General features: G+C 72.1%; 12 protein-coding genes. 4 read left to right on the top strand and 8 right to left on the bottom strand.

Annotation, left to right across the window (positions count from 1 at the left end; translation table 11 throughout):
* Positions 1–138: 138 nt before the first annotated feature.
* The 7 genes from AB0J39_RS09360 to AB0J39_RS09330 are packed head-to-tail and all read right to left on the bottom strand — an operon-like array spanning position 139 to position 6,717.
* Complete coding sequence (locus AB0J39_RS09360; protein WP_363462926.1) at positions 139–1,464, bottom strand: nucleotide pyrophosphatase/phosphodiesterase family protein; 1,326 nt, start codon at positions 1,462–1,464, stop codon at positions 139–141.
* Positions 1,464–2,576 carry a metabolite traffic protein EboE gene (gene eboE, locus AB0J39_RS09355; RefSeq protein WP_363462925.1) on the bottom strand — a complete coding sequence of 371 codons (1,113 nt, stop codon included), beginning with the start codon at positions 2,574–2,576 and terminating at the stop codon, positions 1,464–1,466. Before eboE ends, AB0J39_RS09360 begins: the two co-directional genes overlap by 1 nt.
* A 2-nt stretch (positions 2,577–2,578) precedes the next feature.
* On the bottom strand, positions 2,579–3,421 hold the full coding sequence (locus AB0J39_RS09350) for a TatD family hydrolase (RefSeq protein WP_363462924.1): 843 nt from the start codon (positions 3,419–3,421) through the stop codon (positions 2,579–2,581).
* A 6-nt stretch (positions 3,422–3,427) separates the two neighbouring features.
* On the bottom strand, positions 3,428–3,931 hold the full coding sequence (locus AB0J39_RS09345) for an EboA domain-containing protein (protein ID WP_363462923.1): 504 nt from the start codon (positions 3,929–3,931) through the stop codon (positions 3,428–3,430).
* Positions 3,897–4,736 (bottom strand): sugar phosphate isomerase/epimerase family protein, encoded by an 840-nt coding sequence (locus tag AB0J39_RS09340; protein ID WP_363462922.1) that lies wholly within the window; start codon positions 4,734–4,736, stop codon positions 3,897–3,899. Before AB0J39_RS09340 ends, AB0J39_RS09345 begins: the two co-directional genes overlap by 35 nt.
* Complete coding sequence (locus AB0J39_RS09335; protein ID WP_363462921.1) at positions 4,733–5,578, bottom strand: SCO3242 family prenyltransferase; 846 nt, start codon at positions 5,576–5,578, stop codon at positions 4,733–4,735. Before AB0J39_RS09335 ends, AB0J39_RS09340 begins: the two co-directional genes overlap by 4 nt.
* A complete protein-coding gene (locus tag AB0J39_RS09330; protein ID WP_363462920.1) occupies positions 5,575–6,717 on the bottom strand; it encodes an inositol-3-phosphate synthase in 1,143 nt (380 codons plus the stop codon). Before AB0J39_RS09330 ends, AB0J39_RS09335 begins: the two co-directional genes overlap by 4 nt.
* Positions 6,718–7,093: 376 nt before the next feature.
* Here AB0J39_RS09330 and AB0J39_RS09325 point away from each other — a divergent pair, with 376 nt between their 5' ends.
* The 3 genes from AB0J39_RS09325 (at position 7,094) to AB0J39_RS09315 (ending at position 13,096) form a co-directional block, all read left to right on the top strand.
* Positions 7,094–8,242 (top strand): sugar phosphate isomerase/epimerase family protein, encoded by a 1,149-nt coding sequence (locus AB0J39_RS09325; protein ID WP_363462919.1) that lies wholly within the window; start codon positions 7,094–7,096, stop codon positions 8,240–8,242.
* Positions 8,243–8,350: 108 nt separating this feature from the next.
* Positions 8,351–11,665, top strand: coding sequence for a PQQ-dependent sugar dehydrogenase (locus tag AB0J39_RS09320; RefSeq protein ID WP_363462918.1), 3,315 nt, complete (start codon positions 8,351–8,353; stop codon positions 11,663–11,665).
* Between the two features lie 147 nt (positions 11,666–11,812).
* Positions 11,813–13,096, top strand: a complete 1,284-nt coding sequence (locus AB0J39_RS09315; protein WP_363462917.1) for a DUF4349 domain-containing protein — start codon at positions 11,813–11,815, stop codon at positions 13,094–13,096.
* A gap of 5 nt (positions 13,097–13,101) precedes the next feature.
* Here AB0J39_RS09315 and hemE read toward each other — a convergent pair whose 3' ends face one another.
* The gene (gene hemE / locus AB0J39_RS09310; protein ID WP_363462916.1) at positions 13,102–14,139 is read right to left on the bottom strand and encodes a uroporphyrinogen decarboxylase; all 1,038 of its coding nucleotides are present in this window, start codon (positions 14,137–14,139) and stop codon (positions 13,102–13,104) included.
* Positions 14,140–14,706: 567 nt separating this feature from the next.
* On the opposite strand from hemE, the gene AB0J39_RS09305 reads away from it, so the two are divergent.
* Positions 14,707–15,303: a DUF3000 domain-containing protein gene (locus tag AB0J39_RS09305; protein ID WP_142563873.1), complete on the top strand. Its 597-nt coding sequence runs from the start codon at positions 14,707–14,709 to the stop codon at positions 15,301–15,303.
* Positions 15,304–15,306: the final 3 nt, after the last annotated feature.

The raw sequence follows: 15,306 nt of genomic DNA, 5'->3' as shown, positions 1-15,306 counted from the left end.
TTTACGTCGGGGTCTTCTACGCACCCCACCCCTCCCCCCCCGCCGTGGGCCGCCCGGCCCCCCCGGGCCCCCCCCCCCACCGCCCCCCCCCCGCCCCCGGCCCCCCCCGGGGCCCGGCGGCCGGTCCGCGTGATCCTGTCAGCCCTTCAGCAGCTGCGTCAGCAGGCCCTTCACCTCGGTCGCGGCGTACGCGTCCTTGTCGAAGGGGCCCAGCAGCACCGGCCCGTCCGCCGCCGCGTCGGGCAGCCGGCCGTGGCTGCCGCGCACCGGGGCGGGGTCGAGCGGCACCACCGACATCTTGTAGCGCATGCCCGCCTTCTTGCGGGCCAGCGCCGCGCCCGCGCGCAGCTTCACCAGTGGGTCGTTCGGATCCATGAACAGCTCCGCCGGGTCGTATCCGGGCTTGCGATGGATCTCCACGAGCTTCGCGAAGTCGGGCGCCCGGTCGTCGGACAGCCAGTAGTAGTAGGTGAACCAGGCGTCCGGCTCCGCCACCGCGACCAGGTCTCCGGCCCGCTCGTGGTCGAGGCCGTACCTCGCCTTGCCCTCCTGGTCCAGGACCTCGTCCACGCCCTGCAGCTCCGCCACGATGTCGCGTACGCGGGGCAGGTCGGCGGTGTCGTTCACGTAGACGTGGGCGACCTGGTGGTCGGCGACCGCGAAGGCCCGCGAGGCCCAGGGGTCGAGATACTCCATGCCGTCCTGCGTGTAGACCTCGAGCAGCCCGGCGCGGCGCAGCGCCCGGTTGACGTCGACCGGGCGGGAGGCGTTGGTGATGCCGTACTCCGACAGCACGACGACGGTGGCGTCCTCCCGCAGCAGCGGCGCGAGCGCGGCGTCGACCTCCCGGGCCGCCGCGACGGCCTGCGGCGCGTCGGGCCCGAAACGCTGCAGGTCGTAGTCGAGGTGCGGGATGTAGACCATGAGCAGGTCGGGCCGCTCCTTCGCGAGGATCCGGCGGGCGGCCGCGATGATCCACTTGGACGAGGTGATGCTCGCCGTCGGTCCCCAGTAGGTGAACAGCGGGAACTCGCCCAGCTCGCCCACCAGGTCGTCGCGCAGGGACGGCGGCCTGGTGTAGCAGTCGGGCTCCTTGCGCCCGTCCGCGTAGTAGATCGGCCGCGGGGTGACGATGAAGTCGCTGGAGCCGCCCATCGCGTACCACCAGCAGACGTTGGCGGTGCGGATCCCGGGCACCGCGTCCCACAGCTGCTCGCCCTGGATCAGCCGGTTGTGCTGCCGCCACAGGAAGACCTCGCCGAGGTCCCTGAAGTACCAGCCGTTGCCGACGATGCCGTGGTCACGCGGCATCGAACCGGTCAGCAGGGTGGCCTGCACGGAACAGGTCACGGCGGGCAGCACGGGCTTCAGGGACGCGGCGGCCCCCACTTTGGCCACGTTCGGCATGTGCGCCAGCAGGCGCGGGGTCAGGCCGACGACGTTCACGACGACGACGGGCGCCATCAGATCTCCTTAAGTCCGAGGGCGGCGAGCCGCCGCCGGGTCCAGTCCAGCTCGGCCGCGACGCCCTCGGCGACGTCGACCGCGCCGGGCAGCACGCTCCAGGTGTAGGTCTCGACCTCGAGGTGCCGGGTGAGTGGCGCGTCCGGGGAGGCCAGGAGGCGTTCCAGCAGGTCCTCCAGGTACGGGGCCGTCGTGGTGAGCGGCGGCGGGGCCGCGGCGTGCAGGGGCATGTGGAAGTGCGTGCGCCACGGCAGGTCCGCCGGGAGCCCTCCGGCCAGCGCCTCCGGCAGGTCGTCGGCGTACCCGGCCGCGCAGCGGGTCTGGTGGAGGTACCGCTCCTCCTCGTACGCCGCCAGGGCGGATTGGCCGCCCGGCGGCGCCTCGACCGCGGCCGACACCTGGAGCTTCACGATCGGCAGCCCGAGGGCGGCGGCGTCGGCGGGCTCCTCGAGACCGACGGCGAGGTGGCAGGCGTCCAGGCACACGCCGATGAACTCGGGGTCGGTGCCGCCCAGCAGCGCGACGGCCTGCGGGGTGGTCTCCACGATGCAGCCCGGTTCCGGTTCGAAGGCGACGCGGATGGTCTTGCCGGTGCGCTCCGCCAGCGCCCGCAGGCCCCGGGTGAGCGCGGCCAGGTTGGCGTCGACCGCCGCGGCCTTGTCCGGCGTCCATTCCGTGCGCCAGGCGAGGGGCAGCGTCGAGATCGAGCCCTCGGTCACGTCGTCCGGCAGCAGCGCGGTGAGGATCTCGGCCAGGTCGAGGGTGTAGGCGAGCCGTTCCGGCTCGGCCCAGTCGGGCCGGTACACCCGGAGCTTCACGACCTGGTCGTGGAAGCCCTGGTAGGGGAAGCCGTTGAGGGTGACGACCTCCAGCCCCAGCTCGTCCAGCCGGGCGCGCAGCCGCGCGAGTTCGGCGGGGTCGGCCCGCAGCGCCCGCGCGGCGCGCGACGACAGCCACAGCCCGAGGCCGAGCACCGGCGCGCCGGTCAGCGCCCGCACCCGGGCGGCGACCCCGGACAGCTGTCCGTGGATCCCGTCGAGGTCCTCGGCGGGGTGGACGTTGGTGCAGTAGGCCAGATGGACGACGGAACCGGAGGGATGCAGCAGGCGCATGGTCAGCGCGTCCCGCGCAGGATCGTGTTGCCCTCGTAGTCGCCGCCGGACTCGACGTCGTCCAGGTGCAGGCGCCCGCTCTGACCGTAGAAGGCGACCGGGTTCTGCCACAGCACCCGGTCGACGTCCTCGTCGGTGAACCCGGCGGCCAGCATGGCCTCGCCGACCTCGCGGGTCTTCAGCACGTCGCTGCGCCCCCAGTCGGCGGCGGAGTTCACGATCATCCGCTCGGTGCCGTACTCCTTGAGGATCGCCACCATCCGGTCCGGGTCCATCTTCGTGTCCGGGTAGATGGAGAAGCCCGCCCAGCACCCGGCGTCGCGGACCATGCCGACGGTCAGCTCGTTGAGGTGGTCGACCAGGACCCTGCCCGGGTCCATGCCCTTGACCACGTCGAGCGTGCGCCGGGTCCCGGCCGCCTTGTCACGGTGCGGCGTGTGCACGAGCACCGGCAGGCCGTGCTCCTCGGCGAGCGCCAGCTGCGCCTCGAAGACGCGGTCCTCCTCCGGCGTCACCGAGTCGTAGCCGACCTCGCCGACGGCCACGACGGAGTCCTTCAGCAGGTAGCGGGGCAGCTCGTCCAGCACGCCCGCGCAGCGCGGGTCGTTGGCCTCCTTGGGGTTGAGCGCGAGCGTGCAGTGGTGGCGGATGCCGTACTGCGCCGCCCGGTAGGGCTCCCACCCCAGCAGGGCGTCGAAGTAGTCGAGGAAGCTGCCGACGTTCGTGCGCGGCTGGCCGAGCCAGAAGGCGGGCTCCACGACGGCACGGACCCCGGCGGCGTACATGCGCTCGTAGTCGTCCGTCGTGCGGGACGTCATGTGGATGTGGGGGTCGAAGATCCTCATCGGAAATCAGAGCCTCTCGAGAACGTCGGGGGGAACGGGCCGTCCGGCCGCACGGCGCTCGGCGGCGAAGTCGGCGAGCATGCGCCGCAGTTCGTCGTCGAAGCGCCGGTCGAGGCCCTCGACCGACGCGAGCGGAACGGTCATGAAGACGCACTTGAGCACGCCCTGACGGAAGGCGTGGTCGTCCAGCCACGCCGAGCCGTACGGGCCGAGCGCGGCGGCGACCAGCCGGGTGTCGTTGGTGCGCAGGGCGTCGTGGACGAGCGGGAGAGCGGCCGGACCGAGGTCGAGCTGCGGAAGCGCCTCCAGGATCTCCAGCCGCTCCCCCGCGTCGCCCTGCCAGTAGAGCTTCGTGATGGCCGCCACCGGATCCGGCAGGGCCTTTGTGAGCGTTCTCAGCAGCTCGGCACGGGCGCCCGGGCCGCCCTCCCTGGCGGCCCGGGTGAACAGCGCGTAGACGGTCTCCGGGTCGCGCTCAACGTCGGCTACGGCCTGCGCCAGCCAGGTCATGTGCCCTCCTCAGGAATTCGATCGACCTTCGCGCCACGTCGGGCGCCGCGTGGCTGTGCCTGGCCAGCTCGACGGCGACCAGCCCGCCGAAACCGTCGAGCGCGGCGAGCGCGGGCGGGAAGTCGATCTCGCCCTCGCCGAACTCGAGATGCTCGTGGACGCCTCGCCGCATGTCCTCGATCTGCACGTGCACGAGGTACGGCAGCGCCCGCTCGACGCACTCGGGCACGTCGTACGGCTCCAGGCAGCGGCAGTGCCCGATGTCGAGGGTGAGGCCGAACCTCGCGTGGCCGCCGAGCAGGCCGCGCAGCCGTTCGTATCCGGCCAGGTCCGCCACGAGCATCCCCGGCTCGGGCTCGAACCCGAGCGTGACGCCGACCTCGTCGGCCTCGCCGAGCAGGCGCTCGCAGTGCCGGACGAGCCGGTCCCACGCCTCGGCCTCGGGCACCTCCGGCGGCCGGATGCCGCTCCACAGGTGCACCACGGGGGCGCCGAGGTCGGCCGCGATCCGCATCGCCTCGCGGATGAAGTCCACCCGCGCCTCGGCCTCGTCGTGCAGCAGCGTCGGGAAGTGCTTGCGCCGGGGGTCGAGCGTGTACCTGCCGCCCGTCTCCACGGCGAGGGCCAGGCCGAGCCGACGCGCCAGCGCCGCGATCCGCCCGACCTCCGCCGGAGAGGCGCCGGGCATGAGGTGCCCGTGGTCGAGCGTGACCGCCGCGCCGGTGTAGCCGAGGTCGGCGAGCACCTCCAGCGTCTGGTCGAGCGGATGGTCGCGGAAGCCGTTGGTGCAGTAGGCCCAGATCACGACGTGGCCACCTTCGCCGACAGCCAGCGGCCGGCCGGCAGCGCGGCCAGCAGCGCCGCCGCCTGGGCGAGCCTGCCCCGCCCGGCCACCGCCGCCGCCTGCAGCGGGATCAGGCCGAGGATGCTCATCCGCACCGCCTGCCGCACCTGCTCGGGGTCGGGGTCGGCGCGCAGCGCCAGCTGGGCCCGGCCGGCCGTGGCGAGGTAGCCGGCGATCATCGCGGCGGCGCCCAGCCGCCCCGGCGTCTCGCCGTGGCGGCAGGCGACGGCGGCCAGCGCCGCGGACGCGCCGGTCGCGGTCAGCGCCTGGGTGACGATCGCGGGGGTGGCGCCGTCGACCTCGGCCGTGCCGAGCACGGTGAGCCCGTAGGTGTGCGCGCCGACGGCCAGCGCCATCGGGGCGGCCGCCCGGGTGTCGGGGCCCGCCCCGAGCAGCACGTCGAGCGTGCGGCAGGCCGCCATCGCAGCGGGGCCCGCCGGGGTGTGCTTGAGCTTCAGGTCGTAGGCCCACACAGAGCCCGCGAGCAGGCTCGCGACCGCGAGCCCGCGACGCCCGCCGAAGACCGCGGCGGCGGCCACCCCGGCGCCGGTCAGGGCGACGGCGAGGCCGAGCGCCCCTTCCGGCCTGATCCTGCCGGAGGGAATGGGCCGTTCCGGGCGCTCCTTCGCGTCGAGCTTCCGGTCCGACCAGTCGTTGAGCGCCATGCCGGCCCAGTAGAGCAGCACCGACGCGGCGGCGAGCCCGGGCCGTGCCGACCGCCCGGCCACCGCCGCGCCCGCCAGCGTGTCACCGGGGACGGACAGCGCGGCGGGCGCGCGGACCAGCTCCAGCCAGGCCCTCACGGCCGTTCACCTGAGATCGATTGTGCGAAGTCCACCAGCCGGGCGTACTGGGTGGGCAGGTCGTGTCCCGCGCCGCCCAGCGGGTCCTTGAAGAAGTAGCCGAGCTCGGGGAGCACACCGCTGTGCCCGGCCTCGTGGGCCCGTGCGACGAGGCGGGCGAGGTCGAGGACGAGCGGGGCGGCCAGCGTCGAGTCGCAGCCCTGCCAGGTGAACTGCATGGTCATGCGGACGCCGAGGAACCCCTCGAACGTGATGTGGTCCCAGGCGGTCTTCCACTCGCCGAGGTCGGCGACGTAGTCGATGTGCGTCAGGCCCTCGACGTCCTCGCCCACGATCGCGGGGACGGCGCGCGCCTTGCTCGCCGACTTGCTCGCCCGGGCCGCGGGGTCGGCCAGCGTGGCGCCGTCGCCGCCGCCGAGCAGGTTGAGCCCCGACCACGAGCGCACGCGCAGCGCACGACCGGCGAACATCGGCGCGAGCGCGCTCTTGACCAGCGTCTCCCCGGTCTTGCCGTCGCGTCCCGCGTACGGCACGCCGTTGCGCCGCGCCAGCTCGTCGAGAGCGGGAGGCGTCGGACCGGCGGACGGGGTGAACGCGACGTAGCCACAGCCGGCGGTGAAGGCCGCGTAGGCGTACAGGGAGCTGGCGGGCAGCGGGTCCTGCCCCGCCGCGAGCGCCTCCTCCAGGTCGGCGAGCCGCGCGTACGGCACCTCCGCGGGAGGCTCGGTCGACGACACGTCCACCACGACGACGTGGGACAGGCCGTGCCGCTCCCGGAAGTCGGTGATGTCGGCGGCCAGCCGCCGCGCGGCGTCGGCCTGGCTCTCCTCGCCGGGCACGTAGCCGTGCCTGCTCTCCGCCTCCGCGGCGTCGAGGTCCGCGGCGAGCAGCGTCGTCAGGACGGGAGGGAACACTCCCGCCTGGGCGAGCATCTCGGCCCTCTTACGCAGGGGGGTCCCGACCACGTCGTGACCGCCGAACACCAGGTCACCGAGGGGAGCGAAGCCTCCCGGGAAGCCGGCGGCCTCGATGACGCACCCGATGGGCGGGGCCGCTCCCGCGCGAACCGCCGCCGCCCCGACCACCGCCGTGGTCGCGACGGACCCCCGGGCGCCGACCAGCCAGACACCGATGGGCACTGTAACTCTCCCGTCAACTCGGGTATGAAGGATGACCCCGGAACATTCGGATACTAAGAGGCATCTTTCGTCGCTGACAAGAAAAAGTTTCCAGCAGGCTACGGAAAGTTCAACGCCCCCCATCTCGGAACCGTGATCAACGGGCCCCGGCCGTCAACCGCCCGTCGGAGCCCCCGCGCGCGTACGGTCGCCGTCGCCGCCCTTCTCCCATCACTCCTCGGGACTTTGTCCTGTGACAACACAAAGTACAAAAGATCATGTAGAAACTTCTTCCCTGTCAGACAAAAGTGGCGTAGCTTGCTCGCCAAGTGCACCCGCGGCTCGGCCGCGTCATCGGGGGATCAAGGTTCTTCACGCAGATGGAGTTGGCAAGACGATGAGTGCGTACGAAGAAGAGATGGAGTCGGCCGGCAACCTCGGACGCCGGCTGGGCCTCAGCCGCCGCCAGCTGCTCGCGGCCACGACCGGCATGGCGGCCGCCGCCGCCGTGGCCGCCGCCGGTCCGATGAAGTCGGTCGCGCGTGCGGCGACCGCCGGCAACGGCCCGAACGGCGTCCTGATCCCGCCGCCGCGGCGCGGCATCATCCTGTACACGGTCCGCGACGCCATCTCCCGTGACCCGCTGTCCAGCAACCTCCCCTCCGGCTTCCGCGCCGTGTTCGAGGAGCTCGCCCGGATCGGCTACGCGCAGGTGGAGTTCGCCGGCTACAGCCAGCACCGCAACGCCGAGGGCGGCGCCAGCCTGGAGAGCGTCGAGGGCGCCAAGCTGCTGCGCGGCTGGCTGGACGACAACGGCCTGGTCGCCCAGGGCAACCACGGCTTCATCCCCGGCTCCTGGCCGCTGAGCCAGGCCGACCTGGACCGCTTCAAGCTCCACCTGGAGATCGCCAACATCCTCGGCATGGCCCACGTCGGCACCGGCAGCGACCCGACCGGCAGCGCCTACAAGGCCGACTGGGACGTCGCCGCGGAGAAGTGGAACGCGCTCGGCGAGATCGCCACCGCCGCGGGCCTCAAGCTGTACACGCACAACCACGACGTGGCCTACAGCTTCCTGCTCGACAGCGGCCCGCTCGACGCGCAGGGCCGGCCCACCCGCTCCTCCGGCATCCGCCGCCTCGAGTACTTCCTCCAGATCACCGACCCCAAGCACGTCTGGCTCGAGATGGACATCTTCTGGGCCCACGTCGCGCAGTACAAGCACAAGACCTTCACCGCCCCGGACGGGTCCACCCAGACCCAGGTCTTCAACCCGCTCGGCGTCGTGCAGGCCCAGACCAAGCGGTTCCCGCTGTTCCACGCCAAGGACGGCAAGATCAACACGGGCACGGCCAACGGCTACGACATGGTTCCGTTCGGCACCGGTGACATCGACTACGCGGCGTTCCTCCGCGGCGTGGGCGCCAAGGGCTACCACAACCCGATGTACGAGCAGGACACCGCCCCCGGCGGCACGGCCAACCCCGGCCAGTCCCTGCAGTACGCGGACCTGAGCTACCGGAACATGTCCGCTCTGCGCGGCTGACGACTTCGACGAGTATGGCGGACCGCCACGCGTTCGACCCGTTCCACCGGCACGCGGCGGCCCGCCTTTCCCCTGTCACCCCCCTGTGAAAGAAGAGGCGCAGCAGACTTGAAGCGTACTCGCATTCTGGGCGGCGCTCTCGCCGCCGCGTTGACGCTCCCGTTCGCGGCGGCGCTCACCGCCGCACCGGCGCAGGCGCACGAAGACGCCCTGCACTGGGAGAACTACGAGAAGGTCACGCTCACCAAGGACGTCGGCGAGCCGATCGACATGGCGATCCTGCCGGACAGCCGGGTGCTGCACACCGCCCGCAACGGCGACGTCCGGCTGACCGACCCCGCCACCGGCGTCACGAAGATCATCAACAAGATCGACGTCTACAACAACTCCGAGGACGGCCTGCAGACGATCGGGATCGACCCCGACTTCGCGAACAACAAGTGGGTCTACGTCTACTACGCGCCCCGGAAGATGACCGGGCCGTACCCCTCGGAGACCCCGGCGGGGTCGGCGCCGAACTCCCTTCCCGCGGGCGCGGACGAGTCCTACTGGAACCAGTGGAAGGGCTACAACCAGCTCTCCCGGTTCAAGTGGGACGGCGACAAGCTCGACCTGTCCACCGAGCAGGTCATCATCAAGGTCGAGACCAACCGCGGACAGTGCTGCCACGTCGCCGGTGACTTCGACTGGGACGACGACGGCAACCTCTACCTGGCCACCGGTGACAACACCCCGGCCAGCACGCCCGGCGCCAACGGCATGGCCCCCAACAACGACGCGCCCGGCATGAACCCCGGCTTCGACTCGCGGCGCGGTGCGGGCAACAGCAACGACCTGCGCGGCAAGATCCTGCGGATCAAGGTGCAGGCGGACGGCTCCTACACCGTCCCCGACGGCAACCTGTTCCCGAAGGACACGGCCAAGACCCGGCCCGAGATCTTCGTCACCGGCGTGCGGAACCCGTTCCGCATGGACGTCGACGCGAAGACCGGGACGGTGTCGTGGGGCGACTACGGGCCGGACGCCGGCACCGCCGATCCCAACCGCGGCCCGATGGGATACGTCGAGTGGAACGTCACCCCGATCACCAAGCCCATCAACGCCGGCTGGCCGTACTGCACGGGCGACAACTTCAACTACAACAACTGGGACTACGCGACTTCCAAGCCGCGTGAGTGGTTCGACTGCGCGGGCGGCCCGGTCAACACCTCCCGCTGGAACACCGGCCTGGACAAGCTCCCGCCCGCGGTTTCCGCCGACATGTACTACGGCGACCGCGCGGGCGACCAGCCGGCGGAGTGGGCCGGGCTGACCGAGTTCGACCCGGTGCAGAACGGCCAGGGCCCGATGGGCGGTCCGGTGTACCACTACGACGCCGACAACCCCTCGCCCACCAAGTTCCCCGCGTACTGGGACAAGAAGTTCTTCTTCGCGGAGTTCTCCCAGGACTACCTGGCGGCGTTCACGGTGACGGGTTCTGACGGGCCGGTGACCAAGCTCGAGCACTTCCTGCCGAACGCCGAGCTGACCAAGATGGCGATGCCCATCACGGACAACCCGATCGACATCGAGTTCGGCCCCGACGGCGCGCTGTACGTGCTCGACTACGGTGACGGCTTCTTCCGCGCCAACCCCGACTCGGGTCTGTACCGCATCGACTACTCACCCGGCAACAAGGCCCCGCAGGCGAAGATCACCGTTGACAAGACGTCGGGCAGCAACGCGCCGCTCACCGTCGAGTTCAGCGGCGCCAAGTCCTCCGACTCCGAGGCCGGCGACCTGACCTACGAGTGGGACTTCGACGGCAACGGCACCTTCGACGCCAAGGGCGTGACGGCGACCCACACCTACGACAAGCTCGGGCAGTACACCGCCCGGCTCCGCGTCACCGACTCGGGCGGCAGGTTCGGCCTCGCCACGACCGAGATCACCGTGGGCAACACCGCGCCCAAGGTCAGCATCGAGACCCCCGGCGACGGCTCCTTCATCGACTGGGGCAACGCGGTTCCGCTCACGGTCAAGGTGACCGACCAGGAGGACGGCGACAACCCGACCTGCAGCCGGGTCGCGTGGACCTTCGGCCTCGGCCACGACACGCACGCCCACCCGATCACCACCGGCACGGGCTGCACCGTGACCTGGGCGACCCCCGCGGACGCTCCCGAGCACGGCGTGACCGAGAACATCTTCGGCGTGGTCGTGGTCAGCTACCGCGACAACGGCGCCAACGGCATCCCCGGCGCCTCCAGCGACGCGACCCTGATCCTCAACCCCAAGCTCATGCAGGCCGAGCACGGGGACGACAGCAAGGGCGTCACCAAGACCCCGGACGAGACGGCGTCCGGCCTCAACAAGGTCACCTCGCTCGACGCCGGCGACCACATCGGCTACGACCCGGTGAACCTCGCCGGAATCACCTCGGTGAAGACCGTGGCCAGCGGCGCGGGCACGCTGTCGCTGCACTGGAACTCGCCGGCCGCGACCCCGTTCGCGACCGTCGCGATCCCGGCCGGCTCCGGCTGGCAGACGGTGACCACCGAGCTGAAGAACGCCCCCACGGGCAGCGGCAAGCTGTACGTCACCTCGACCGGCGGCGTGGAGGTGGACGCGTTCACCTTCGTGGGCGACGGTGCCGCCGACAAGACCCCGCCGACCGTGACCGCCACTCTCAACCCGGCCCAGCCGAACGGTGAGAACGGCTGGTACAAGGGCAACGTGACGCTGACGGTCACCGCGACCGACAACGGCACGGTCGCGAGCCGGCAGTACTCGGTCAACGGCGGCGCCACCTGGTCGAACGCCAACAACCCGGTGACCCTGAGCACCGAGGGCACCACCGAGGTCCGCTACCGCGCCACCGACAGCGGCGGCAACGTCTCGCAGATCGGCACCGTGACGGTGAAGATCGACAAGACCGCACCCGCGCTCACCGTCGACGGCGTCGAGTCCGGCGAGCACGGCGACTCGGCCTCGATCACGCCGGTCTTCACCGCGACCGACGCGGGCTCCGGTGTGGCGAGCGTGACGGGCGCCATCGGCGACCTGCAGGTCAAGTCGGGCGAGGCCCTCCCGCTGTGGAAGCTGCCGCTCGGCGAGAACACGCTGACCGTCAGCGCCAAGGACAAGGCCGGGCACGTCACGGAGAAGTCGGTGACCTTCACGGTCACGACCTCCTTCGACGACGTGAAGGCCCTGCTCACCGCCTTCCGGAGCGCCGGCACGGTGACCGGCGACGGTGACGTCCTGACCGCACAGCTCGACCAGGCGGCCAAGCAGGCCGGCATGGGCAAGAAGGACAACGCGATCAAGGCTCTGGAGCGGTTCGCCGGCTTCGCCGGCGACGCCAAGCGGGTGACCGACAAGGCCGCGAGCGACGCGCTCATCCGCGACGCGCAGGCCCTGATCGAGCAGCTGCGCGGCTAGCCAGACGTCCCGTGGGTTCCGGCCCGGCCCGGCCGGGACCCACGGGACCCCCATCCCCGGCAAAGGCGCCGGCGACCACGGTGGCATCGTGATGCCATCGTGATCGCCGGCGCTGAACTGTGCCCGGCGGTGATCCGATGTAAGGGCATGAGGCGAATCCGGTACGGCGCGGCGGCCCTGGCGGCCGTCGCCTTTCTGCTGACGGGATGCGGCGGCGCGGAGGACTTGTCGAGCAGCGGGGCGGCCGACAGCGGCGGCGCGCCCGCGGCGCCGGCCGCGGACGCTCCCACGACAGGGACCACGGGTCAGAGCGCGGAGCGGCAGGCCGCGGACGGCGAGGGCGGCGGGCAGGAGAAGGCCAGGATCGATCCGGCCGACCGCGCGGTCATCTACCAGGCCGAGCTCACCGTCGAGGCCAAGGACGTCACCGCGGCGGCCGACGGCGCCAAGTCGATCGTGACCGGCGCGGGCGGGTACGTCGCCGAGGAGCGCAGCGACTCCTATTCGAGCGGCCAGCGCGCGGTGATCGCGTTCAAGGTGCCGCCCGCCCGCTACGCCGACGTGCTGGCCCAGCTCGGCCGCGACCTCGGGAAACGCCGGTCGATGCGGCAGAACGCGCAGGACGTCACCGAGGAGGTCGCCGACGTCGCCAGCCGGGTGAAGTCGGCCGAGGCGGCGCTCGGGCAGTTCCGCACGCTGCTGTCGAAGGCGAACAAGATCGGCGAGATCCTGGAGATCGAGCGGGAGATCACCAACCGCGAGGCCGAGCTGGAGTCGCTGCAGGCGAGGCAGAAGGCGCTGGCGGCGCAGACCGGCATGGCCACCGTGACGCTCACCCTCGTGCTTCCGCCGAAGGCCTCGGCCCGGCCCACGAAGGAGGACCGGTCCGGCTTCCTCGGCGGGCTGCGCACCGGATGGGACACCCTCACCGCGTCGACCGTGGTGGCGCTGACCGTGCTGGGCGCGCTGCTGCCCTGGCTCGTCGTGGCCGGGCTGGTGTGGCTGGTCGTCCGGACCGTCATGCGCCGGATGCGCCGCCGTGCCGCTCCGCCCCCCGGCGCCGTGCCTGCCGGTGCCGTGCCCCCCGGCGCCATGCCTCCCGGCGCCGGGCCCCACGGTGCCGTGCCCTCGGGTCCTGTGCCTCCCGGGTACGGTCCCGCCTCCCCCGGAAGCGCCCCCGTCCCCGTTGCGTCGTACGGACCGGGCGGCGAGCCCGCCGGGCCGGCCATGACAGGCTCACCGGACCCTGCCGCGCCTCATCCCGGGCGGCCGCGCCCCGCGGCGCCGGAGCCGGCCCCGCACGAGGACAGGGACGCGAACCGCGCCGAGGACCGCGACGACGGCCCTGAAGACGGCTTCGACGACGCCTCTGCCGAGGCCTCTGAGGGCGCCCGGGACGAGGGCCGGGCGTCCGGGCGCACGCGGAGGTAGGACCTTCAGCGGGCCGACGACTCGTGGACGAAGTCGGTGAGCCGGGCGAGCTGGTCGGGGTCGGTCGAGGGAAGCACGCCGTGGCCGAGGTTGAACACGTGCCCCTCGGCCACCCTGCCCCGTTCGAGCACGTCCCTGGCCCGCCTCTCGACGACCTCCCAGGGCGCGAACAGGATCGCCGGGTCGAGGTTGCCCTGCAGGGCCTTGCCCGCGCCCACGCGGAGCGCGGCCTCGTCGAGCGGCACCCGCCAGTCGACGCCCACCACGTCGGCGCCGGCCTCGCCCATGAGGCCGAGCAGCTCGCCGGTGCCGACGCCGAAGTGGATGCGCGGCACGCCGAGGTCCGCCAGGCCGGCGAAGATCCGGCTGGTGTGCGGCAGCACGTAGGAGCGGTAGTCCTGCGGCGCGACCGCGCCGACCCACGAGTCGAAGAGCTGGACGGCCGAGGCGCCGGCCGCCACCTGGACGCGCAGGAAGGCGAGCGTGATCGCGCTGAGCCGCTCCATCAGCTCGTGCCACAGCTCGGGCTCGCCGTACATCATGGCCTTGGTGCGGTCGTGGTTCTTGGAGGGGCCGCCCTCGATCAGATACGACGCGAGTGTGAACGGCCCTCCGGCGAAGCCGATCAGCGGGGTCCCGCCCAGCTCCCCGGTGAGCGCGCCGACCGCCTCGGTCACGTACGGGACGTCGTCCGGCTCCAGTGGGCGCAGGACCTCCATGCCCGCCTTGTCGCGGATGGGGGTCCCGACGACGGGGCCGACGCCCGGCTTGATGTCGAGGTCGACGCCGATGGCCTTGAGCGGCACCACGATGTCGCTGAAGAAGATCGCCGCGTCCGTGCCGTACCTGCGGACCGGCTGCATCGTGATCTCGACCACGAGGTCGGGCGTGGCGCAGGCGGTGAGCATCTCGACGCCGGCGCGCACCCTGCGGTACTCGGGCAGCGAACGACCGGCCTGGCGCATGTACCACACCGGCGTGTACGGGACGGGCTCACGCCGGCAGGCGCGGACGAAAACGGAATCGGCGAGCTGGGGTTTCACGGCACCAGCCTGCCATGCCCGGGGGTCGCCCGGCGCCCGGACCCATGACCTGGGGTTCCAGAACGACGCGAGAAAGGCCGCTCATCGCGTAAGGTGAACCCCATCCCCTCGTGTGAGTCCTCTCACACCTCGGCAATGTGTTCGCCAATCGGCCATCCGGCATCGATTCCAATACCACTTTCGAGACACGCCGAGCGCGATGCGGGGAAATGTCGCCGGGACGTGCCAACGTCGGATCAGTCCCGAGCGACCGCCACGACCGTGGATCCGACGAGAGGCCCCGGAGCGATGACTTCGATGTGGAGTTCCCCCGAACGCCGCACTGAGCGCTGTGCCGGCAGCGACGCCGCGCGCCCCGCCCGTCCGAGCCGCGCGGCGCGCGTGACGGGGCGGCGCCGCCGCGTGGACGGCTGCGGCGACCGCCGGGACCGCACGCTCGGACGCGCCTCGGCGCGGACGTCCGCCCGGGTGACGGCTCGACTGGCGGCGACGGTTTGACGACTTGCGATGCCCCCCACAGCCACCCCCCTGCTTCGCGCCATCCCGAATCCGACCTACTCTTCCGTCATGACCCTCGGTGAACCGCCGGCGCCTCCCGCCGCCTTCAGGCGCGCGCTGGAGACGTTGCGCCCTGCCGAGGTACGGCCGGAGATCGAGCTGGAGGACATCCCCGCCCCCCAGCGGCTCGCGCCGTACTCCGGAGCCGTCGGGGCGTCCGTGTACCGCGACGACGACGAACTCGCCGTCGGCCGCCTGATCATGCTGTTCGACCCCGAGGGCCAGCGCGGCTGGGAGGGGCCGTTCCGCCTCGTCGCTTACGTACGCGCCGACATGGAGCCGGAGATGACCACCGACCCGCTGCTGGGGCCGGTGGCCTGGAGCTGGCTTACCGAGGCGCTCGACGCCCACGGCGCGCGGTACGCCGCGGTGGGCGGCACGGTCACCCGCGCCGTCTCGGAGGGGTTCGGCGGCAAGGCGGACGACCCCGTCACCACCGAGATCGAGCTGCGCGCCTCGTGGTCCCCGCTCGACGAGGACCTGTCGCCGCACGCGGCCGCGTGGTGCGACCTCATGTGCCTGGCCGCGGGCATCCCCCCACTGCCGCCCGACGTCGCGACGCTGCACCCGCGTCCCGCCCGCCGAGATGATCCGAAAGTTCCATAGCCC

The organism is Microbispora sp. NPDC049633 (assembly GCF_040675265.1).
Lineage (GTDB): Bacteria > Actinomycetota > Actinomycetes > Streptosporangiales > Streptosporangiaceae > Microbispora > Microbispora maris.
Note: the sequence above shows the minus strand (reverse complement) of the source record. Positions and strands in the feature narration are given on the sequence as shown.

Bases quoted from the DNA above. Each gene is read 5' to 3' on its own strand.
- eboE (WP_363462925.1), bottom strand. From the start codon at position 2,576: ATGCGCCTGCTGCATCCCTCCGGTTCCGTCGTCCATCTGGCCTACTGC.
- AB0J39_RS09315 (WP_363462917.1), top strand. From the start codon at position 11,813: ATGAGGCGAATCCGGTACGGCGCGGCGGCCCTGGCGGCCGTCGCCTTT.
- AB0J39_RS09325 (WP_363462919.1), top strand. From the start codon at position 7,094: ATGAGTGCGTACGAAGAAGAGATGGAGTCGGCCGGCAACCTCGGACGC.
- AB0J39_RS09360 (WP_363462926.1), bottom strand. From the start codon at position 1,464: ATGGCGCCCGTCGTCGTCGTGAACGTCGTCGGCCTGACCCCGCGCCTG.
- AB0J39_RS09350 (WP_363462924.1), bottom strand. From the start codon at position 3,421: ATGAGGATCTTCGACCCCCACATCCACATGACGTCCCGCACGACGGAC.
- AB0J39_RS09345 (WP_363462923.1), bottom strand. From the start codon at position 3,931: ATGACCTGGCTGGCGCAGGCCGTAGCCGACGTTGAGCGCGACCCGGAG.
- AB0J39_RS09305 (WP_142563873.1), top strand. From the start codon at position 14,707: ATGACCCTCGGTGAACCGCCGGCGCCTCCCGCCGCCTTCAGGCGCGCG.